We start from the raw sequence: 21,752 nt of genomic DNA on the forward strand, positions 1-21,752 counted from the left end.
GTCGAGCTTAGTCCCACAATGGGGACCCGCCACGGATTTTTGTCACACCCCAGCCGGCTGCTCGCCACGCGCGGGCGACGATGTCTTTGTCTTCCTCGGTGACCAGATTGCCCATCAGGCGTGCCGCAGAAGCCATCAAGGGAGTACGTAGTGCGATAGGTCCGGTGAGTGGGAGGAACTGGGGGTAGGTAAGTAGGCGTGCTGCGGTGCGTGCCAAGAGGAATGCCTCACCATAGGTTTCGCGCAAAATGTGTGGCCACTCCAAGGGGGTATCAAGGTGTGCTACGGCTAGGGCTGCGGTTTCTAGACCGTAGTCGATTCCCTCGCCGTTGAGGGGGTTCACACAAGCGGCGGCATCGCCGATGAGCATCCAGTTAGGCCCTGCGATGGTGCTGACTGCGCCGCCCATGGGTAACAAAGCTGAAGCCACCCGTTGGGGGGTGCCAAACTCCCAGTCGGTCTGCTGGTTTGCGTACTGGCGTAACAGTTTCTTGGTGTTGATTTTCGCTGGGCGCTTGTCGGTGGACAGTGCGCCGCAACCCACGTTGGCGGTGCCGTCGCCAAGCGGGAAGATCCATCCGTAGCCGGGCAGGGTGGTGGAGTCGTCGCGAAGCTCGAGGTGCGAATGCATCCATGGCTCAGTGCTACGAGGCGTGGTGCAGTAGGAGCGTGCCGCGATGCCATACACCTCGCCGCGGTGCCATGTGCGTCCCAGTAGCTTTCCAAACGTGGAACGCACGCCATCGGCGACAATCACGCTTCGCGGCTTAACGACGCGCCCATCTGACATGGTTACCGTGCGAATGGTGGAATCGATCTCCACCTGAGAAGCGGTAGCCGTCCAGGTCGTGGCGTGTTGGGCTGCTAACTCCCACAACATGGTGTCGAATTCCATGCGAGGCATTGCCGAACTGATCTGTCCAAAGTGTGATTCCGGCCATGGGACGGTGACCGAACCGCCAAAACCATGCAGTTTCAGGCCAAAAGAGCGATAACGAGACGTTACATCGATCCCCAGGGCCTCCAACTGATGCACCGCGCGAGGAGTTAAGCCATCCCCACAGGTTTTGTCGCGGGGGAAGGGTTGCGCGTCGATAAGCAGTACCGAATAACCTGCCTTAGCTGCATGGATAGCTGCCGCCGAGCCAGCTGGGCCACCGCCCACCACCAGAACATCAACCGAAAAAGGGGAATTACTCACGCGCCCCATTGTGGCATGTATGTGTAGAAGTACGAGTATTTCGACTACGGTTAGGGAGTTAGCTGAACACGAGACAAAGGTAGTTGAGGAATGGGCAACGGTACGCGAGTTGATCTCGGCGAGCAAAACCTCAATGAGGAGATTGCGGCCGGAATGATCCGCGTCGAGGATCTCTTACGGGAAGAACTTTCCAAAGGAGAAGATTTTCTCGTAGAAAAGGTCATGCACCTAGCGGAGGCAGGCGGGAAACGATTCCGCCCGATGTTTGCGCTGCTGGCATCACAATATGGCTCGCAGCCAATGAGCGAGAACGTTATCAAAGCTGCAGTGGTGGTGGAAATGACCCACCTCGCCACGTTGTATCACGACGACGTGATGGATGAGGCTGACAAACGCCGTGGCGTTGATAGCGCCAACTTCAGGTGGAACAACTCCGTTGCCATCTTGGCCGGCGACATCCTCCTTGCGCACGTGGCACGTCTCATGGCCGACCTTGGGGTAGAAACCGTGGCGCACTTCTCGGAGACGTTCGCCGAATTGGTCACCGGACAGATGCGTGAAACCATCGGTGCCCGCGACGGCGATCCTATCGAGCACTACCTCAACGTGATCAACGAGAAAACCGGCGTGCTGATCGCTTCCGCTGGATTCCTTGGCTCCATGCATGCGGGAGCCCCAGCCGAGCATGTAGAGGCGCTACGCGCTTATGGCCGCGCCATCGGCATGGTGTTCCAAATCGTCGACGACATCATCGACATCTTCTCCGACACCACCGATTCCGGTAAAACCCCTGGCACCGATCTTCGCGAGGGCGTGTTCACCCTCCCAGTGCTCTATGCGCTGAGCGAAGACACCGCAGTCGGAGAAGAACTACGTACCATCCTCACCGGACCGCTTACCGACGACGTCACCGTCGCGCACACTCTCGACCTCCTTGCCCGTTCCACAGGTCGCGAACGCGCGCTTGCCGACGTCCACCGCTATCTCGAAGAAGCGGAACGTCAGCTGGCCCTGTTGCCTCAGAACTCCACCACGGATGCCCTTCGTAGTCTTGCACGTTACACCGTGAAACGAGTTGGATAACCTGCGGATTTGCTGTTTGTCTAGGGTGCTGTGCTAAATTCTATCAAGCACGCCAGGTTGCCCGAGCGGCCAAAGGGAGCGGACTGTAAATCCGTCGGCATTGCCTACAGAAGTTCGAATCTTCTACCTGGCACAGTGCAAGCCCCGTCACTTTTCAAGTGGCGGGGCTTTTCGTTTCTCTGGCGGATTCTAGGGGTCGTGCTCTTAAACGCATTAAGGTCATGAAAAAACGTTCAAAAACATGTTTTGAACTGGGGATTTGTGTTTAAACAATGATTCGGGTTAATCTTTTGGAGGCTTCAACGGAGCGGGTCAGAAAAGCTGACACATTCTAAAGAGGCTGTGCCCCCTTAGCTCAGTCGGCAGAGCGTTTCCATGGTAAGGAAAAGGTCGACAGTTCGATTCTGTCAGGGGGCTCTGTTCTTTTATCCGGGGTTTACCGGATAAGGGAGTGGGGCGGTGTAGCTCAGTGGTAGAGCAAACGACTCATAATCGTTGTGTCGAGAGTTCAATTCTCTCCATCGCTACTATCTTTCAGAGATGAAAGAGGCGCCTAGGGGCGTAGTTCAATTGGTAGAGCAACGGTCTCCAAAACCGTAGGTTGCAGGTTCAAGTCCTGTCGCCCCTGCAAAATGAAAGCGCTGAGCACTTACGTGTTCAGCGCTTTTTGCTTAATCGCTATTCTGATATAGTTTCTACGTCATACCAATTTTCAACATCAAGGAGAGCTGTGAGCGATCAACAGCCACGCCCAACGGGTAAGCGCCAGCTTGCTGGTGTTAGCACTACGTCCACCGCTTCCTACGAGGCGAAGAAAGTCGCCCCAACGGGTGGCGACGACGAGCGTAAGGGGAACAAGGTTGTTTCTTTCGTCCCTGAAGTAGCTTCAGAGATGAAGAAGGTTATTTGGCCCACCGCGCAGCAGATGATGAGCTACACGTTGATCGTGTTTGCTTTCCTTATCTTGGTCACTGCTTTAGTTTCCGGTATTGACTTTTTAGCCGGCCTCGGAGTTGAGAAGGTGCTTACTAAGTAGGTAAGCTACTAAAAAAGGTTTTATATCCCGCAGATCCTCGGATCGGCGGGATAATTTATTGGGTAGACTTCTGGAAAACGAGGAGAATGACGGATGAGCGAAGAAAACAGCTTTGCAGAAGCCTTTGATGAGGCCGTACAAAACACCATTTCCGCTGAGGCTGAAGAGATCACCGCTGACGGCGAACTCGAGGTCGTGGAAGAAACTGCTCAAGAGGCAGATCTCACCGGCGGTGAGAAGAATGAAGACGCTGAGTACAAGGCGCGTCTGCGCAAATACACCCGTGAGCTGAAGAAGCTTCCAGGTGCTTGGTACATCATTCAGTGCTACTCGGGATACGAGAACAAGGTAAAGACCAACCTTGATATGCGTGCCCAGACCCTCGAGGTTGAAGACTCCATCTTCGACGTGGTTGTTCCTATCGAGCAGGCAATCGAGCTTCGCGACGGCAAGCGCAAACTGGTCAAGCGCAAGCTGCTGCCAGGCTACGTCTTGGTTCGTATGGACATTAACGACCGCTCATGGTCCGTTGTTCGCGATACTCCGGGTGTCACCAGCTTCGTGGGTAACGAGGGCAACGCCACCCCAGTGAAGCACCGTGACGTCGCTAAGTTCCTCATGCCTCAGGAGGCTACCGAGTCCGAGGCTGTTAACGCTGAGGGCGAGAAGGTCGTCGCAATGCCTACCGATTCCACCAAGCCAAAGACTGCCGTGGACTTTGAGGTTGGCGAGGCCGTCACCATTTTGTCCGGTGCTTTTGCCTCTGTTTCCGCCACCATTTCGGGCATCGACCACGAGAACGCAAAGATTCAGGCACTGGTATCGATCTTCGGCCGTGAAACCCCAGTTGAACTGGCCTTCGATCAGGTTGAGAAGATCAGCTAACATCCTGTAGTGTTGTTGCTCGCGTGTTTTTCACGCGTATTCATACATTTCCCGGTGGCCGAGTTACGTTTAGGGGCTCGGCATCCGGACAGTCACATAAGCTCCATCGCTTATAGGGCTGTTAACAAGGAAGAGGTAATTCGATGGCTCCGAAGAAGAAGGTCACCGGCCTTATCAAGCTGCAGATTCAGGCTGGACAGGCAAACCCTGCTCCTCCAGTCGGCCCAGCTCTTGGTGCTCACGGCGTGAACATCATGGAGTTCTGCAAGGCTTACAACGCTGCGACTGAGAACCAGCGCGGCAACGTGGTCCCAGTTGAGATCACCGTGTACGAAGACCGCTCCTTCGACTTCAAGTTGAAGACTCCACCTGCTGCTAAGCTGCTGCTCAAGGCTGCTGGTCTGCAGAAGGGCTCCGGTGTTCCTCACACCCAAAAGGTTGGCTCCGTGACCATGGATCAGGTCAAGGAAATCGCACAGACCAAGATGGAAGACCTCAACGCTAACGACATCGAGAACGCTGCGCGCATCATCGCTGGTACCGCACGTTCCATGGGTATCGAGGTTAAGTAATCTCCCCCTTTGTGGCAGGGCCCGCTCCGGCCCGTACACCACACATCCACTACTTTTAAGGATTAACAATGAGCAAGAACTCAAAGGCTTTCAAGGCCGCTGCTGAAAAAATCGACAAGGGTCGTTTGTACACCCCACTCAAGGCTGCTGAGCTAGTCAAGGAGACCTCCTCCAAGAACTACGACGCAACCATCGATGTCGCTATCCGCTTGGGCGTTGACCCACGCAAGGCTGACCAGCTGGTCCGTGGCACCGTCTCCCTGCCAAACGGCACCGGTAAGACCGTTCGCGTTGCTGTTTTCGCAGAGGGCGAGAAGGCTACCGAGGCACAGGCTGCAGGCGCAGACATCGTTGGCACCACTGAGCTGATCGAGCAGATCACCGCTGGCACCATCGAGTTCGACGTTGCTATCGCTACCCCAGACCAGATGGCTAAGGTCGGCCGCGTTGCTCGCGTCCTGGGCCCACGTGGTCTCATGCCTAACCCTAAGACCGGTACCGTTACCAACGACGTTGCTAAGGCTATCGCCGAGGTTAAGGGCGGTAAGATCTCCTTCCGCGTTGACAAGGCTGCCAACCTGCACGCAATCATTGGTAAGGCATCTTTCGATGCTGAGAAGCTGGCTGAGAACTACGGTGCTCTCCTCGACGAGATCAACCGCATCAAGCCTTCTTCCGCTAAGGGCGTCTATGTGAAGAAGGTTACCCTTGCTTCCACCTCTGGCCCTGGTGTTCCAGTGGATCCTTCTGTCCAGAAGAACTACACCCAGGCTTAAAGATTTCCCCCTGAGCTGCAAAGTTCGGGGGGATTTTTCTATGATTTGCACTGTTGTGGAATTGATGATAGGGTTCCACATTGAAGTTTGAATGATTTCAAGTTTCACCGAAGACCGTCGGTCAGCCGTTAAGGCTCGAAGGATTCCCCCGCGGAACGGCCCACGCAGGAGACACTGAAGAGTTCACAATCCTTTCGGATTATGTGCGCCTCGTGCTCTTGCACGGGGCTTTTTTGTTGGCTGATTGCTTTCATTGAAGTCTCGGCGGATCAGACAACAAAAGATATACATGAGGAAGGAGGCGAAGTAATGGCAAATCCAAAGAACACCGAGTCCCTCGCAGAGCTGAAGAACCGCTTTGCAGACATTGACTCTGTATTCGTCACGGAATACCGTGGCCTGACCGTTGCTCAGATCACTGAGCTGCGTCGTGCTCTGGGTTCTGATGTCCAGTACTCCGTCGCCAAGAACACCCTGATCAAGCTTGCTGCAAAGGAAGCTGGCATCGAGGGCCTTGATGATATCCTCACCGGCCCAACCGCTGTTGCCTTCATTAAGGGTGAGGCTGTTGATGCCGCTAAGGCTATGAAGAAGTTCGCTTCTGAAAACAAGGCATTCGTTATCAAGGGTGGCTACATGGATGGCAACGCTCTGAGCGCAGCTCAGGTCGATGCTATTGCCGAGCTTGACAACCGCGAGACCACTCTCGCAAAGCTTGCCGGCGCCATGAAGGGCAACTTGGCAAAGGCCGCTGGCCTGTTCAACGCTCCAGCTTCTCAGGTTGCACGCCTCGGCGCTGCACTCCAGGAGAAGAAGGAAGCGTAAAGCTCCACAACTTCACTAAATTTTTACCGAAAGGAATACCATTATGGCTAAGCTCACCAAGGACGAGCTCATTGAGGCTTTCAAGGAAATGACCCTGATCGAGCTCTCCGAGTTCGTTAAGGAATTCGAAGAGGTCTTCGAGGTTACCGCTGCTGCTCCAGTTGCTGTTGCTGCTGCAGGCGCTGCTCCAGCTGCTGCTGAAGAAGAGAAGACCGAGTTCGACGTTGTTCTCGAGGACGCAGGTGCTAAGAAGATCGGCGTTATTAAGGCTGTCCGCGAGCTCGTTTCCGGCTTGGGCCTGAAGGAAGCTAAGGAGCTCGTTGAGGGTGCTCCTAAGGCTATCCTCGAGGGTGCTAACAAGGACGACGCTGAGGCTGCAAAGGCTAAGCTCGAAGAGGCTGGCGCAAAGGTTACCCTTAAGTAATCTCTTGATTAAGCTCCCGTTCCACTCTGTGGGCGGGAGTTTTTTCGTACCCCCCGATACTGAAAATGATTGTGATGTGCACTAATATGTTTAGAGTTGATTTCATGCATATTGGAGGCAGGTTTCGTGGTCAGGGTGCGCTCACTACTAGCGGTACTTGCGATAGCAACGGTGAGCGGCTGTGCTGCGCCTGCGGAGCAACATCATCGCACTGAGGTGGTAGCAACCACCCCAATTGTTGCTGATCTCGTCCGTCACGTCGCAGGGGATCGGGCCGAGGTGACAGCACTTATGCCACCAGGGGTTGATCCTCATACATATGAGCCGCGGCTACGCGCGGTACGTGACATCGCCAATGCTGATATAGCTTTTACTAACGGGCTGCTGCTAGAGCCGCACAGCCTATACACCACCATCGAAGAAGCGCTTCCAGATAACGCTCCGATGGTTCCACTGGCGGAGCAAGTAACCTCCTATGGTGGAAAACTCAAGCCTCTCGTGGAAAACATCGCCCTTGATACGGTGTGGCTGGGCATGCGTATCGTTGGCAAGGCCGACTCAGAAGTTGAGATCGTTACCGAGAAGATCGACGGCCCCGAGGATTCCAAAGCAACGGCCTACATTACCTCTACCTTTGGTGTCCCAGAGCTTGTGTTTGATGAGGAAGGTGACAACTACTTTTTGCCTGCCGACGCCCACACTCACGTGTCATGGTCGTTTAGCAAGCCGGGAATGTACCACCTCACCTTCGCTGCAAAGGTAAAAGGGGAACTGGTCGCACGGAATACCATCAATGTCGCCGTAGGTGTGGATGCTCCCAATGATGTGCTCGATGGGGGACACGTCGATATTGCCGTAGATCTGGCGCACAAAAACATTATGCTGCGCGGTGATAGCCCAGACGGCACCAATATTGCTTACGACTACGATCCCGCAACCACCACGATCAGCGTTCCTAACAGCACCTTGCAGCAAATTCCCGCGCAGTACCGTTTCATGGGACGCCCAGGTGATGAGGTGTATCTGTTGCCCCAAGCGGTGCTCGGTAAGCACGTGCACGGTGAGGTCGACCCGCATGTGTGGCACAACATGGCAAACGCTCGTGCCATGGTGGAGGCAATCCGCGACAAACTCGGTGAGGTAGATCCCGCAGGTGCCCAAACCTATAGTGCCAATGCCGCGGCCTATATTGCTGAGATCGATCGCGTGAACAAAGAGGTGCGCAGCACCCTAGACACCATCCCCAAGAAGAATCGGCACTTGGTCACTACTCACGACGGCTACTCCTATCTCGGAGATGCCTACGGGCTCAGTATTGCTGGGTTTGTCAGCCCCAACCCGTCGGTGGAGCCGTCGCCACGCGATATTATTGCGTTGACGCGCACTTTGGAAAACCTGCATGTGCCAGCGGTGTTTATCGAGCCGCAGCTTGCACTTCGCGCTAACCACCTCACCGTCACGGCAGACAAGCTCGGCATTCAAGTGTGTCGCATCTACGGCGATTCCCTCGACGATGAGGTGCCCACATATCTTGACTTTATGAAGTACAACGCGCACTCCCTTGCGCGGTGTCTCGGACAATCGGAAGGAAAATAAATGAAACGTATCGCCGCCGCTGTTTGTGCAGCAACCTTAATGTTTGCGCAGCCAGCATATGCACAACAGGATCCCGCCTTGCAGCAGCAAGTTTCCGAGACGGAAAGCATCGCACCGGCAGGGGAGAAAGTGGTTATCGACCACGGTCACATCGACATCGGAGCCATCGAAGTCGACGGCGAATTTGACCTCTTGGCTCGCGATGACACGGAAGCACATCCAGTGTGGCGGCACCTCGACGATATGGTGTTTAAAGTATCCGACGCGGCACTGCAAACCTTGCCAGAAGACAGCACCTTTGAGTTCACGGGGGCGAAAGCCGGTGACAAAGTCTACGTGGTGCCACAGTCGCAAATCTCGGGCGTGCCATGGATCGGCTGGAACTCCCAAGCGCCCAGCATTCAAAAAGTGACTGATCGCGGTGTGACCCTTGAGTTGGCAGGCTATCAAGGCCCTGGCCACTTTAGCTTGTTCCTGCAAGCAGGTGGCGTGCAAAAACCGCAGGTGATCTGGGACGCCGATGAAAAAGGCGCACAGCCAATGTGGGTGGAACTGAACACGCATACCCACGCGAACTGGGTGTTTACTGAGCCAGGCGTGCATCAGGTTGCCGTGCGGTTGAAGCTGCCACGCACCGATGGTACCGAGGTAGAAACCACCCGAGTGCTGCGGTTTGCCGTCGGTGATGCCAGTGTGGCCGAAGCTCAAAAGGCCACATTTGATGGGGAGATGACTGCGTCGGAAAGCGGTGGAGAGCAGGCGAAGGATAGCGCAAACATTGGCCTTATCGCAGGTGGTGTTATCGGTGTGATCGTCGTGATTGCAGGCGCTGCGGTCGTGATGAGCCGGCAGTCGGCGCGTCGTCGCGCTGAGGCAAAGAATGTGGACAATGGCTAAAGTTTTGCAATGTAGTGACCTCCGCGTGTCGCTAAGCGGCCGCGAAGTGGTCAAAGGAATCACCTTCGACGTAGAAGCGGGTGAGTTTTTAGGGTTGCTCGGGCCCAACGGTGCCGGAAAGACAACCCTCATGCGCGCCATTCTCGGGTTGATCCCCAGCCAGGGAAGCATCCACGTCGATGGCCGCATTGGGTACGTGCCGCAGCGTCACGAGTTTGCGTGGGACTATCCCATCGACGTTTACCACACCGTGCTCAACGGCCGCGCTGGCATGATTGGGTGGTTGCGCCGCCCTAAAGTGGCCGACTTTGCGGCTGTCGACGCCGCCCTCGAGCAGGTACGTTTGACGCATTTGGCGGATCGCCCCATCGGAGAATTATCCGGTGGCCAGCGTCAACGCGTCCTTGTCGCTAGGGCCCTTGCCACCAAACCTCAATTGCTGCTTTTCGACGAACCCTTCACAGGGCTCGACAACCCCAGTACGGAGTTGCTCCTCGATCTTTTCGAGGAACTCGCCCAAGCAGGAAACGCCATCATGATGTCCACACACAACCTGCCAGAGGCGATGGCCGCGTGCCACCGAGTCCTGTTATTCAATGGGGAAGTGGTGGCAACGGGTGCGCCGTCGCAGATGTTGGAGGCACAACCATGGAAGACCACCTTCCGTGTGGAGGATGGATCACCGCTGTTGGCGTCGTTAGGCATAGGAAAGGCAAACTAAGGTGCTCACACCCATTGAATTCTTCCAAGATCTGGGCAACCCCGCGCTGGCCTTCTTGCCTAAAGCGTTGCTGGTCGCGGTGTTGTCATCCATCGTGTGCGGCGTAGTCGGTACACACGTTGTGCTTCGCGGCATGGCCTTTATCGGTGACGCTGTATCCCACGCAGTGTTCCCGGGCCTTGCGGTGGCATTCGCATTGCAGATTTCGGTGCTTGCCGGTGGTGCGGTTGCTGGCGTGATCGTCGCTATCCTTATCGCGGCGTTTAGCCAGCGAAGAAGGCTGAAGGAAGACTCAATTATCGGTATCTTCTTTGCTGCGGCATTTGCCTTGGGGCTGATTATTATTTCGCGGGTCGAGGGGTATACGGCATCCTTGACTAGCTTCTTGTTTGGTTCCATCACCGGCGTTCCGGATTCAGATGTTGTGGTGGCGGCGATCGTCGGCAGCATTATTGTGCTGGTGCTTATCGCTTTGACTCCACAGCTGGTCGCGGTGTCCTTGGACCGTGAAACCGCGCGCACCATGGGTATGCCGGTGCTGATTCTCGACCTTGTTCTCTACCTTGCCGTGACTGCCGCCGTGGTCATTTCAATTCGCACCATCGGTAACATCCTCGTGCTGGCACTGCTGATTACACCTGCGGCTACGGCACGTATGCTCACAGACAAGTTGAATACCATGATGTGGCTGTCTGCGCTTGTGGGTGCGGTCGGTTCAGTCTTGGGAGTCTATTTTTCTTGGGCTTTGGATTATCCGACCGGTGCCACTATCGTATTGGTTATCTTTTTCATTTTCCTTGGGGCGTGGCTATTCTCACCGCGTCAAGGGCTTTTCGCCAGAAAAGGGAAATGTTAGCGGCAACAACAATGATGAAGGAAAAAATGAAGAAATACGCTCGCCGACTAGGAGCTGCCGCTCTAGCCACAGTAGGAATCGCAGTACTAAGCCCCGCCGCTTACGCACAATCGTTGGTTTTGGAAACCGGCCATATCGATGCGTTTAACGTCACCGCTAATGGCTCTGACCTGAGCCTTTCGTTGAAAGAGGATGTGACAGGGCAACACGTGACCCATGATCCAGCGGATGTTTTGCTCGTCGTCAAAGAAGCAGCCAAAAACGCTGACGTGGCAAAAGTCGCCGAGATTGGCAAAGAGGGCTACCTGCTGCCCATGTCCCAAGACTCCAACCTCATTTGGCCAGGCTGGGACACCCAAGGCGTGCGGGAAGCAGGCTTTAGCGCCATCGACATCAACTTTAAAAAGGTTGCAGGCCCAGGTGATGTCTACATGTTTAAAACCGGATCCTTCGGAGGCACCGAAAGCCTGCTTGCCGACGGCAGCTACGAGGTAACCAGCGGCTCATCGATCCACCAAGACCCACCATCGCACGTGCACACCAACTGGGTGTTTACTGAACCAGGAACCTACACGATGTGCGTGCAGGCAACCGGTAACGGCGCTTCTTCCAACGTCGGAAAGTACGTGTGGCAGGTAGGTGACGGCGGCCCAAGCGAGGTCGCTGAGTGTGAAGGCGCTGCAGCTCCTGCCTCCAAGGCAAAAAACACTCCGGCTACCTCTGCGAAGAAAGCAGCACCTGCAGCTAAGAAGCAGCTTCCCGATACCGGCCCAAACTTTATGACCCTTTCCTTCATCGTTCTCGGCCTTGGCCTGATGGTATTCGGTGCCGGAATGGTCTGGTTGGTACGTGCGGCACAATTTGGGGAATAAGCACGTGAAAAAACTTATCGCTTTTACCGCGGTGCTGGCGTTTGGGATTACTCCTCAAGTATGGGCTGATCCAGCCAAGCTTGACGACGTCACCGTGGTCACCACTTGGGCCGAGCACACAGGGGATCAGCATCCCCTCGCCGTCATCCGGGGCGGAGTGGTCACGCTCAGCGATAAAGACGGGATTGTCCAAGAAACGGACACCGAGCTCATCGAGCATGCCTCTGAAGAGTTTGTGATTGTTGTCCCCGACGCTGCCAAAACAAAAGATCAACATTGGCTGCTGCCAATGGCTGGGGAGCCTGAGGACTTGATGCGCGATAAAATGTCACGCATCGTATTTGAGACTTCAAAAGAAGATACTCACGTACGCCTTGGAAAAATGAGTGGTCCTGGCATTATGAAATTTGACAAGCCAGTAGACATGGCTGTGCCTGGGGATTACGCCCAAGGGGTCGAATTTGAAAAGTCAGGCCTTTATACCGCAGAAATCATCTTGAACAATCGCTCTACGGTGTGGAAATTCTACGTCGGTGATGCGCCTGCGCGCCCAAACTACGCGGGAATCAAACGCGGGCTTGCCGACGTCCAGCAGAGCCTGGGGGAGCTGACCAAGGAAATGGAAAAGGCGTCCACGTCTCCTAGTGTTGTTGAGACGGAAGAACCGGAAGTTGTAGAACCAGCTCCCGTCGTAGCACCTGCGATGTCACCGGACAAGCCGCAATCGCAACCTAAACCACAGCACAAACCGAAAGAAAAGAAGGTTAAAGAGAAAAAACCCAAGGAAAAGACTAAAGAAGAAAAGAAGCCAGAACGTAAACCTGCGCCAAAGTCGGAGCGGGAGAGTACAACGCATGTAAAAAAGGCGGAAGAGCAGGATGTACGTACCGCCGCGGAGGCAATCCGCAAACGTGGTTGGTGGTCTGGTTTTCTTCTTGGACTAGGTGCCATGGCCATGCTTGGTGGCATCGTGTTCTTTAGCCAAGCCAAAAATATGAAGAAGTAGCAAGGTAAGATCTGAGTCTATGCTTCCCACGACTCGAATCCTGTCCGTGCTACTTCTCGGCGTTGGTGTTGCTCTTGGAGTCGTGGGAATCCTTGGCCCGCGATGGGTCAACACTGATGCACGGTTGCCTCTTGACCTATCGCAGACCACCTTCACGCTCAAAGATGATCACGCTCGTACGAGGCTGATTAATGGGGGCCGAGTACTCGATGCTGGTGTTGTCCGGCAGCTGCACATGGATATCTTGCCGCCCACCGATGCGGATACTGCAACAGTGCGCATCGGGGTGAGCGACTCGCGGGAGAGCAGACAAGAAGACGTCGATCGGCTTATTCAAGCTTCCGTATGGACTTATCCCCTTAATCGTCTTAGTGGCGAAGCCCTGGTGCCTGCGACTGTGAGCTCCCAATTGGGAAGTCCTACCGAAAAAGTTTCGGTTGCGGGACCATGGTTGAAGTTTCCTAGCGATGCCCAGCAGACTACCTATGAGGTATTCGATCCCACTCTCAGAAGCGCGATTCCTGCCGTCTTTTCTGAGGAAATCGATCGGGGTGGTCGAACAATTTATCGTTATAGTCAAGACATAAAACCGACCAATGTTGCCGAGAAATACGCATCGGTTTTTAACACGACGCAAAAAGGTGAAAACACGCTCTACCTGTATCATTCCGGAAATCGCCAGTGGTATGTCGACCAAATTTCGGGGCTCGTGGTTGACGTGGAAGAAAATATCGAGGATTATTTCGGTGATGCCGATGGCACGCGTCGTGAAGATGCGTTGATATTCCATGGGCGTATGAGCGAGGACGACAAAGCGGCGCTCTTTGAGCAGGCGTCCGCTGTGTCTGATGGTTCCGTGGCGCGAGTGCTCTACCGTGTAGCGCTCGTCGCTGGAGTATTGCTGAGCGCCGTAGGTCTGCTGGGTGCGTTCCGCCGACGCTCAGTTGCTTTACATTAGGGCGGTTATGGTATAGGCTAGGTCGTTGCGCTGGAGCCTAAATCCAGTTAGCATGTCGACCTTGATCAGTCCGGTGTAAAAAACCAATTTGACAAGGTCATTCCGTGCTATCTGGGTATGAGAGCTCCTCTGCAGACCGAATGCTCAATTACCAGCGGAAATGGTGGTCAATATTGCGGGGCCACCGCCGCGTGAGGTGCTGGAAGGACCCATCTTGGCAGTCTCCCGCCAGACCAAGGCCAACATCCCTGGGGCCCCCGAACGCAAGTCGTTCGCAAAGATTACGGAACCAATCGAGGTTCCGGGGCTTCTCGATATTCAGCTCAACTCCTTTGCATGGTTGATTGGTACGCCTGAGTGGCGCGCCCGCCAGCAAGAAGAGCTGGGCGACTCAGTCCGCGTAACAAGCGGACTCGAAGACATCCTGGAGGAGCTATCTCCTATCCAGGATTATTCCGGAAACATGTCTCTGTCTCTTTCTGAGCCTCGCTTCGAGGACATGAAGAACACCATTGATGAGTGCAAAGACAAAGACATCAACTACTCCGCGCCACTGTATGTGACCGCAGAGTTCATCAACAACGAAACCCAAGAGATCAAATCGCAGACCGTGTTCATCGGCGACTTCCCGATGATGACGGACAAGGGCACGTTCATCGTGAACGGCACCGAGCGTGTTGTTGTTTCTCAGCTGGTTCGTTCTCCTGGCGTGTACTTTGATCAGACGATCGATAAGTCCACCGAGCGTCCACTGCACTCCGTGAAGGTGATCCCTTCTCGTGGCGCATGGCTCGAGTTCGACGTGGATAAGCGCGACACCGTTGGTGTGCGTATCGACCGCAAGCGTCGTCAGCCAGTGACCGTCTTGCTCAAGGCCCTTGGTTGGACCACCGAGCAGATCACTGAGCGCTTCGGCTTCTCCGAGATCATGATGTCCACACTCGAGTCCGACGGTGTATCCAACACCGACGAGGCTTTGCTAGAAATCTACCGCAAGCAGCGTCCAGGCGAGCAGCCTACCCGCGACTTGGCGCAGTCCCTGCTGGACAACTCCTTCTTCCGCGCAAAGCGCTACGACCTAGCAAAGGTGGGCCGCTACAAGGTCAACCGCAAGCTGGGCTTGGGCGGCGACAACGAGGGCCTCATGACCCTCACCGAAGAAGACATCGCTACCACCTTGGAGTACTTGGTACGCCTGCACGTAGGTGAAACCACCATGACGTCGCCAACCGGTGAAGTCATCCCAGTGGAAACCGATGACATCGACCACTTCGGTAACCGTCGTCTGCGCACCGTCGGTGAGCTGATCCAGAACCAGGTCCGTGTGGGTCTGTCCCGCATGGAGCGCGTTGTTCGCGAGCGCATGACTACTCAGGATGCTGAGTCGATCACGCCTACCTCGCTGATTAACGTTCGCCCTGTTTCTGCCGCCATCCGCGAGTTCTTCGGAACCTCGCAGCTGTCGCAGTTCATGGATCAGAACAACTCCCTGTCCGGTCTGACCCACAAGCGTCGTCTCTCCGCATTGGGCCCAGGTGGCCTGTCGCGTGAGCGCGCCGGCATTGAGGTCCGAGACGTTCACGCTTCTCACTACGGCCGTATGTGCCCAATTGAGACCCCTGAAGGTCCAAACATTGGTCTGATTGGTTCGCTTGCGTCCTACGCTCGCGTGAACGCTTTCGGCTTCATTGAGACGCCATACCGCAAGGTAGAAAACGGCGTTTTGACCGACCAGATCGACTACCTCACCGCAGACGAGGAAGACCGCTTCGTTGTTGCTCAGGCAAACGTCGAGCATGACGCTAACGGTAAGATCACCGCAGACAGCGTAACCGTGCGCGTGAAGAACGGCGACATCCAGGTCGTCGCACCGGAATCCGTTGACTACCTCGACGTTTCCCCACGTCAGATGGTCTCCGTGGCAACCGCCATGATTCCATTCCTCGAGCACGACGACGCTAACCGTGCCTTGATGGGTGCGAACATGCAGCGTCAAGCTGTGCCACTCGTCCGTTCCGAAGCGCCATTCGTTGGTACCGGTATGGAACGCGCTGCTGCCTACGATGCTGGTGACTTGATCATCAACAAGAAGGGTGGCGTGGTAGAAAACGTCTCCGCAGACATCATCACCGTGATGGCTGACGACGGAACCCGCGAAACCTACATCCTGCGCAAGTTCGAGCGCACTAACCAGGGCACCTGCTACAACCAGACGCCACTGGTAAACATCGGCGATCGTGTCGAGGCCGGTCAGGTTCTCGCCGACGGCCCAGGTACGCACAACGGCGAAATGTCCCTTGGACGCAACCTCCTCGTGGCCTTCATGCCATGGGAAGGCCACAACTACGAGGACGCTATTATCCTGAACCAGCGCGTGGTCGAAGAGGACATCCTCACCTCGATCCACATCGAGGAGCACGAGATCGACGCTCGTGACACCAAGCTGGGACCTGAGGAAATCACCCGCGAAATCCCGAACGTCTCCGAGGACGTGCTCAAGGACCTCGACGAGCGCGGTATCGTCCGCATCGGTGCAGACGTCCGCGACGGCGACATCCTCGTCGGTAAGGTCACCCCGAAGGGCGAGACCGAGCTGACCCCTGAAGAGCGTTTGCTTCGCGCCATCTTCGGCGAGAAGGCACGCGAAGTTCGCGACACCTCCATGAAGGTGCCTCACGGTGAAACCGGTAAGGTCATCGGCGTTCGTCGCTTCTCGCGTGACGACGACGACGATCTCGCACCGGGTGTCAACGAGATGATTCGTGTCTACGTTGCCCAAAAGCGCAAGATCCAGGACGGTGACAAGCTCGCTGGTCGCCACGGCAACAAGGGTGTCGTGGGCAAGATCCTGCCTCAGGAAGATATGCCATTCATGCCAGACGGCACCCCAGTGGACATCATCCTAAACACCCACGGTGTGCCCCGTCGTATGAACATCGGCCAGGTGCTCGAGGTTCACTTGGGCTGGTTGGCTGCTGCCGGTTGGAAGATCGACACCGAAGACCCAGCAAACGCTGAACTGCTCAAGACCCTCCCAGAGGATCTGTACGACGTCCCAGCTGGTTCGCTGACCGCAACCCCAGTGTTCGACGGTGCTACCAACGAGGAAATCGCAGGTCTGTTGGGCAACTCCCGTCCAAACCGCGACGGCGATGTCATGGTCGACGAAAACGGCAAGGCTACGCTGTTCGACGGTCGCTCCGGCGAACCATTCCCATACCCAGTGTCTGTCGGCTACATGTACATCCTGAAGCTGCACCACTTGGTTGATGAGAAGATCCACGCACGTTCCACCGGTCCTTACTCCATGATTACCCAGCAGCCGCTGGGTGGTAAGGCACAGTTCGGTGGTCAGCGCTTCGGCGAGATGGAGGTGTGGGCAATGCAGGCATATGGTGCTGCCTACACCCTGCAGGAACTCCTGACCATCAAGTCTGACGACGTGGTTGGCCGCGTCAAGGTGTACGAGGCCATTGTGAAGGGCGAAAACATTCCGGATCCTGGTATCCCAGAGTCCTTCAAGGTGCTCCTGAAAGAGCTCCAGTCGCTGTGCTTGAACGTGGAGGTTCTCTCCGCAGACGGCACCCCGATGGAGTTGTCTGGATCGGATGACGACGAGTTCGATCAGGCCGGTGTCTCCTTGGGCATCAACCTGTCGCGTGACGAGCGCTCCGACGCAGACATCGCCTAACGCCAGGCAAGAAACTACAGAATCAGCACTAAACGAAAGGGAGTTACGTGATCGACGTCAACTTCTTCGACGAGCTTCGAATCGGCCTGGCCACTGCCGACGACATCCGCCGTTGGTCCAAGGGCGAGGTTAAGAAGCCGGAGACCATTAACTACCGCACCCTGAAGCCAGAAAAGGACGGCCTTTTCTGTGAGCGCATCTTCGGTCCAACCCGTGACTGGGAGTGTGCCTGCGGTAAGTACAAGCGTGTCCGTTACAAGGGCATCATCTGTGAGCGCTGTGGCGTTGAGGTGACCAAGTCCAAGGTTCGCCGTGAGCGCATGGGCCACATCGAGCTGGCCGCACCAGTGACTCACATCTGGTACTTCAAGGGTGTGCCATCCCGCTTGGGCTACCTGTTGGACTTGGCTCCAAAGGACCTAGAGCGCATCATCTACTTTGCAGCTAACATCATCACCAGCGTTGATGATGAAGCTCGCCACGCTGACCAGACCACTTTGGAAGCAGAAATGCTCCTGGAGAAGAAGGACGTCGAGGCGGACATGGAGTCCGAAATCGCCGAGCGTGCCGCCAAGCTGGAAGAAGACCTTGCAGAACTCGAGGCAGCTGGTGCTAAGGCTGACGCTCGCAACAAGGTCAAGAAGGCTGCTGAGAAGGAAATGCAGCACATCCGCGAGCGTGCGGAGCGTGAGATCGACCGCCTTGAGGAGATCTGGCAGACCTTCATCAAACTTGCTCCTAAGCAGATGATCATCGATGAGACCATCTACGAAGAGCTTGTGGACCGCTACGAGGATTACTTCACCGGCGGCATGGGTGCAGAGGCTATCCAGACCCTGATCCGCAACTTCGATCTCGATTCCGAGGCTGAGGAACTTCGCGAGATCATCAACAACGGCAAGGGCCAGAAGAAGATGCGTGCCCTGAAGCGCCTGAAGGTTGTTGCAGCCTTCCAGCGTTCAGGTAACGATCCAGCTGGCATGGTTTTGGATTGCATCCCTGTGATCCCACCGGAGCTTCGCCCCATGGTGCAGCTCGACGGTGGTCGCTTTGCAACCTCCGACCTCAACGACCTCTACCGTCGTGTGATCAACCGCAACAACCGCCTCAAGCGTATGATTGAACTCGGTGCTCCTGAGATCATCGTGAACAACGAGAAACGCATGTTGCAGGAGTCCGTGGACGCGTTGTTTGACAACGGCCGTCGCGGTCGCCCAGTCACCGGTCCTGGTAACCGTCCGCTGAAGTCCCTGTCTGACTTGCTCAAGGGCAAGCAGGGCCGCTTCCGTCAGAACTTGCTGGGTAAGCGTGTCGACTACTCGGGTCGTTCCGTTATTATCGTTGGTCCTCAGCTCAAGCTCCACGAGTGTGGTCTGCCTAAGCTGATGGCTCTCGAGCTGTTCAAGCCGTTCGTGATGAAGCGCCTTGTGGAAAACGACTACGCGCAGAACATCAAGTCGGCAAAGCGCATGGTGGAACGCCAGCGTCCAGAGGTGTGGGACGTCCTCGAAGAGGCAATTTCCGAGCACCCAGTGATGCTCAACCGTGCACCTACCCTGCACCGCCTAGGTATTCAGGCATTCGAGCCAAAGCTTGTCGAGGGTAAAGCAATTCAGCTGCACCCATTGGCATGTGAAGCCTTCAACGCCGACTTCGACGGTGACCAGATGGCAGTGCACCTGCCACTGTCCGCTGAGGCTCAGGCAGAAGCTCGCATCCTCATGCTGGCCTCGAACAACATCCTTTCCCCTGCATCGGGTAAGCCACTTGCCATGCCACGTCTGGACATGGTGACTGGCCTGTACTACCTGACCATGGACAAAGGTGAAAACGAGATCGGTGGCCAGGGCGCATACGTTCCAGCAACCGAAGAGGGACCAGCACAGGGCGTGTACTCGTCTTATGCTGAGGCCATCATGGCTCGTGACCGCGGCGTTCTTGGCCTGCAAGCTAAGATCAAGGTGCGTATTTCTCACCTGCGCCCACCGGCAGATATCGAGGCCGAGCAGTTCCCAGAGGGCTGGAACAAGGGCGATGTTTGGTTGGCAGACACCACCTTGGGTCGCATCATGTTCAACGAACTGCTTCCTTGGAACTACCCATACCTTGAAGGTGTGATGGTTCGTAAGGGCGGCGGCACCGGCAAGATCATGCTCGGTGACGTGATTAACGACCTCGCAGCAACCTACCCAATGATTACTGTCGCTCAGACGATGGACAAGATGAAGGATGCCGGTTTCTACTGGGCAACCCGTTCCGGCGTGACCATCACCATGTCTGACGTGCTCGTTCTTCCTAACAAGGAAGAAATCCTCGACCGCTACGAGGCTGAGGCACGCAAGATTGAGCGCAAGTACTGGGAGCAGGGTGCTCTGACCGAGCGCGAGCGTTACGACCGCCTCGTTGAGCTGTGGAAGGACGCTACCGACGAGGTCGGTAACGCCGTCGAGAAGCTCTACCCAGACGACAACCCAATTCCGATGATCGTGAAGTCGGGTGCTGCCGGTAACATGCGTCAGATCTGGACGCTTGCTGGCATGAAGGGCATGGTTGTGAACTCGAAGGGTGACTACATCACCCGCCCGATTAAGACCTCCTTCCGTGAAGGCCTGTCGGTTCTCGAGTACTTCAACAACTCCCACGGTTCCCGTAAGGGGCTGGCCGATACCGCTCTGCGTACCGCAGACTCCGGTTACCTCACCCGTCGTCTCGTCGACGTGGCACAGGACGTTATCGTCCGCGAAGACGACTGCGGCACCAAGCAGGGCATTCGTGTTCCTGTAGCCGTTGAGGTCAAGGATGCTGAGGGCAACGTGACCGGTTACACCGGACACAGCCTGATCGAAACCTCCGTCGCTGGCCGTGTGGCTGCTACCGCAGTCAAGGACGCCGAGGGCAACGTCATGGTCGAGCCAGGTGAGAACCTGACCGATCAGCTTATCGACGAGCTCATCGCCGCTGGTGTTAAGGAAGTCAAGGTCCGCTCGGTCTTGACCTGCCAGACCCCAACCGGTGTGTGTGCAAAGTGCTACGGCAAGTCCATGGCAACCGGCAAGCTGGTCGACATCGGAGAAGCAGTCGGTATTGTGGCTGCACAGTCGATTGGTGAGCCTGGTACCCAGCTGACAATGCGTACGTTCCACCAGGGTGGTGTCGGTGGCGACATTACCGGTGGTCTGCCTCGTGTTCAGGAGCTCTTCGAGGCTCGTGTTCCTAAGAACCGTGCACCGATCGCTTCTGTCGCAGGTACCGTCCACCTTGACGACGAAGGCAACTTCTACACCCTGACCATCAACCCAGACGATGGATCTGACGTTGTGGTCTACGAGAAGCTGTCGAAGCGTCAGGGCTTGGCAACTGTCCGCGTTCCAATGGAATCCAACCCAGGTGCCATGATTGAGCGCACCTTGGCCGAGGGCGACCATGTTGAGATTGGCGACCGCCTGCTGCGCGGCCCTGCCGATCCACATGACGTACTCGAGGTTTTGGGTCGCCGTGGTGTTGAGCAGCACCTTGTCGACGAGGTGCAGGACGTCTACCGTGCCCAGGGTGTGGCTATCCACGACAAGCACATCGAAATCATCATCCGACAGATGCTGCGTCGCGGAACCGTCATCGAGTCCGGTTCCACCGAGTTCCTCCCAGGTACCTTGGTGGATCTGTCCGAGGCTAAGGCTGCAAACGCTGAGGCATTGGCAAATGGTGGCCAGCCAGCAGAGCTCCGCTCCGAGATCATGGGTATCACCAAGGCTTCCTTGGCAACCGAGTCGTGGCTATCCGCCGCATCGTTCCAGGAGACCACTCGTGTGCTTACCGACGCTGCTATTAACAAGCGTTCCGACAAGCTGATCGGCCTGAAGGAGAACGTGATCATCGGTAAGCTGATCCCAGCTGGTACCGGCATCTCCCGTTACCGCAATATCTCCGTGAAGCCAACCGAGGCTGCACGTAATGCCGCATACTCGATCCCAACGTATGGTGATTCGATCTACGGTGACGATGGCTACGGTGAGTTCACCGGAGCTTCGGTCCCACTGGATGAGGCTTACGACCTCTAAAACCGGCCGAACCCGCAATTTCGGTCTGTTGTAGAAGCGCCGCCTAGTTTTCTAGGCGGCGCTTCTTTTATAAGTTGGACAGTTGTGAATAAGCAGAAAAATATGCTGTGGTTTAGTATCCTCCAGCAATTTTCATAGCGATAGTGCAATTCACAACCCAGCGGGGTGGATACTTGATGTTTCCTTCGCCCTAGTCCTACTAGGTCTTCTAAGAAGCCAAAACAAGCAACTGTTGTGGTACATGACTGTGCTGTCCGGTTGCATTCTCACCGCAGTGAGTTTTAGCCCCTTTGAA

Annotated in this window: 17 protein-coding genes and 4 tRNA genes; 20 read left to right on the forward strand and 1 reads right to left on the reverse strand. The window is 55.8% G+C overall.

Going from position 1 to position 21,752, the window contains the following annotated elements; all coding sequences use genetic code 11:
* Positions 1-7: 7 nt before the first annotated feature.
* Positions 8-1,210: a geranylgeranyl reductase family protein gene (locus CIP100161_RS02220; RefSeq protein ID WP_155871587.1), complete on the reverse strand. Its 1,203-nt coding sequence runs from the start codon at positions 1,208-1,210 to the stop codon at positions 8-10.
* Between the two features lie 81 nt (positions 1,211-1,291).
* Between CIP100161_RS02220 and CIP100161_RS02225 the strand changes: the two genes are divergently transcribed.
* From CIP100161_RS02225 to CIP100161_RS02320, 20 genes are all read left to right on the forward strand, one after another.
* A complete protein-coding gene (locus tag CIP100161_RS02225; protein ID WP_155871589.1) occupies positions 1,292-2,284 on the forward strand; it encodes a polyprenyl synthetase family protein in 993 nt (330 codons plus the stop codon).
* A 51-nt stretch (positions 2,285-2,335) separates the two neighbouring features.
* Positions 2,336-2,417, forward strand: a tRNA-Tyr gene (locus CIP100161_RS02230).
* Between the two features lie 211 nt (positions 2,418-2,628).
* A tRNA-Thr gene (locus CIP100161_RS02235) sits at positions 2,629-2,701 on the forward strand.
* Positions 2,702-2,739: 38 nt separating this feature from the next.
* A tRNA-Met gene (locus CIP100161_RS02240) sits at positions 2,740-2,811 on the forward strand.
* A 28-nt stretch (positions 2,812-2,839) separates the two neighbouring features.
* Positions 2,840-2,912: transfer RNA gene (locus CIP100161_RS02245), tRNA-Trp, on the forward strand.
* A 102-nt stretch (positions 2,913-3,014) separates the two neighbouring features.
* Positions 3,015-3,320 (forward strand): preprotein translocase subunit SecE, encoded by a 306-nt coding sequence (gene secE / locus CIP100161_RS02250; RefSeq protein ID WP_155871591.1) that lies wholly within the window; start codon positions 3,015-3,017, stop codon positions 3,318-3,320.
* Positions 3,321-3,413: 93 nt separating this feature from the next.
* Positions 3,414-4,205: a transcription termination/antitermination protein NusG gene (gene nusG / locus CIP100161_RS02255; RefSeq protein ID WP_014302895.1), complete on the forward strand. Its 792-nt coding sequence runs from the start codon at positions 3,414-3,416 to the stop codon at positions 4,203-4,205.
* Positions 4,206-4,348: 143 nt separating this feature from the next.
* Positions 4,349-4,777: a 50S ribosomal protein L11 gene (gene rplK / locus CIP100161_RS02260; RefSeq protein ID WP_004566658.1), complete on the forward strand. Its 429-nt coding sequence runs from the start codon at positions 4,349-4,351 to the stop codon at positions 4,775-4,777.
* A gap of 68 nt (positions 4,778-4,845) precedes the next feature.
* The gene (rplA, locus tag CIP100161_RS02265; RefSeq protein ID WP_155871593.1) at positions 4,846-5,553 is read left to right on the forward strand and encodes a 50S ribosomal protein L1; all 708 of its coding nucleotides are present in this window, start codon (positions 4,846-4,848) and stop codon (positions 5,551-5,553) included.
* A 309-nt stretch (positions 5,554-5,862) separates the two neighbouring features.
* Positions 5,863-6,378 (forward strand): 50S ribosomal protein L10, encoded by a 516-nt coding sequence (gene rplJ, locus CIP100161_RS02270; RefSeq protein ID WP_004566661.1) that lies wholly within the window; start codon positions 5,863-5,865, stop codon positions 6,376-6,378.
* A gap of 43 nt (positions 6,379-6,421) precedes the next feature.
* A complete protein-coding gene (rplL, locus tag CIP100161_RS02275; protein ID WP_004566663.1) occupies positions 6,422-6,802 on the forward strand; it encodes a 50S ribosomal protein L7/L12 in 381 nt (126 codons plus the stop codon).
* A 126-nt stretch (positions 6,803-6,928) separates the two neighbouring features.
* Positions 6,929-8,398: an anchored repeat ABC transporter, substrate-binding protein gene (locus CIP100161_RS02280; protein ID WP_155871595.1), complete on the forward strand. Its 1,470-nt coding sequence runs from the start codon at positions 6,929-6,931 to the stop codon at positions 8,396-8,398.
* Positions 8,399-9,295 carry a choice-of-anchor M domain-containing protein gene (locus tag CIP100161_RS02285; RefSeq protein WP_155871597.1) on the forward strand — a complete coding sequence of 299 codons (897 nt, stop codon included), beginning with the start codon at positions 8,399-8,401 and terminating at the stop codon, positions 9,293-9,295.
* Positions 9,288-10,016, forward strand: a complete 729-nt coding sequence (locus CIP100161_RS02290) for an anchored repeat-type ABC transporter ATP-binding subunit (protein WP_155871599.1) — start codon at positions 9,288-9,290, stop codon at positions 10,014-10,016. Before CIP100161_RS02285 ends, CIP100161_RS02290 begins: the two co-directional genes overlap by 8 nt.
* A gap of 1 nt (position 10,017) precedes the next feature.
* Entirely contained in the window at positions 10,018-10,872 is an 855-nt protein-coding gene (locus CIP100161_RS02295; protein WP_155871601.1) for an anchored repeat-type ABC transporter permease subunit, read from the forward strand.
* A 26-nt stretch (positions 10,873-10,898) separates the two neighbouring features.
* Entirely contained in the window at positions 10,899-11,744 is an 846-nt protein-coding gene (locus CIP100161_RS02300; RefSeq protein WP_155871602.1) for a choice-of-anchor M domain-containing protein, read from the forward strand.
* Between the two features lie 4 nt (positions 11,745-11,748).
* The gene (locus tag CIP100161_RS02305; protein ID WP_155871604.1) at positions 11,749-12,750 is read left to right on the forward strand and encodes a hypothetical protein; all 1,002 of its coding nucleotides are present in this window, start codon (positions 11,749-11,751) and stop codon (positions 12,748-12,750) included.
* A gap of 19 nt (positions 12,751-12,769) precedes the next feature.
* Entirely contained in the window at positions 12,770-13,708 is a 939-nt protein-coding gene (locus CIP100161_RS02310) for a DUF3068 domain-containing protein (RefSeq protein WP_155871606.1), read from the forward strand.
* Between the two features lie 196 nt (positions 13,709-13,904).
* Complete coding sequence (rpoB, locus tag CIP100161_RS02315) at positions 13,905-17,399, forward strand: DNA-directed RNA polymerase subunit beta (protein WP_174775784.1); 3,495 nt, start codon at positions 13,905-13,907, stop codon at positions 17,397-17,399.
* Positions 17,400-17,446: 47 nt separating this feature from the next.
* Entirely contained in the window at positions 17,447-21,457 is a 4,011-nt protein-coding gene (locus tag CIP100161_RS02320) for a DNA-directed RNA polymerase subunit beta' (protein ID WP_155871610.1), read from the forward strand.
* Positions 21,458-21,752 lie beyond the last annotated feature (295 nt).

The organism is Corynebacterium rouxii (assembly GCF_902702935.1).
GTDB classification, from domain to species: Bacteria; Actinomycetota; Actinomycetes; order Mycobacteriales; family Mycobacteriaceae; genus Corynebacterium; species Corynebacterium rouxii.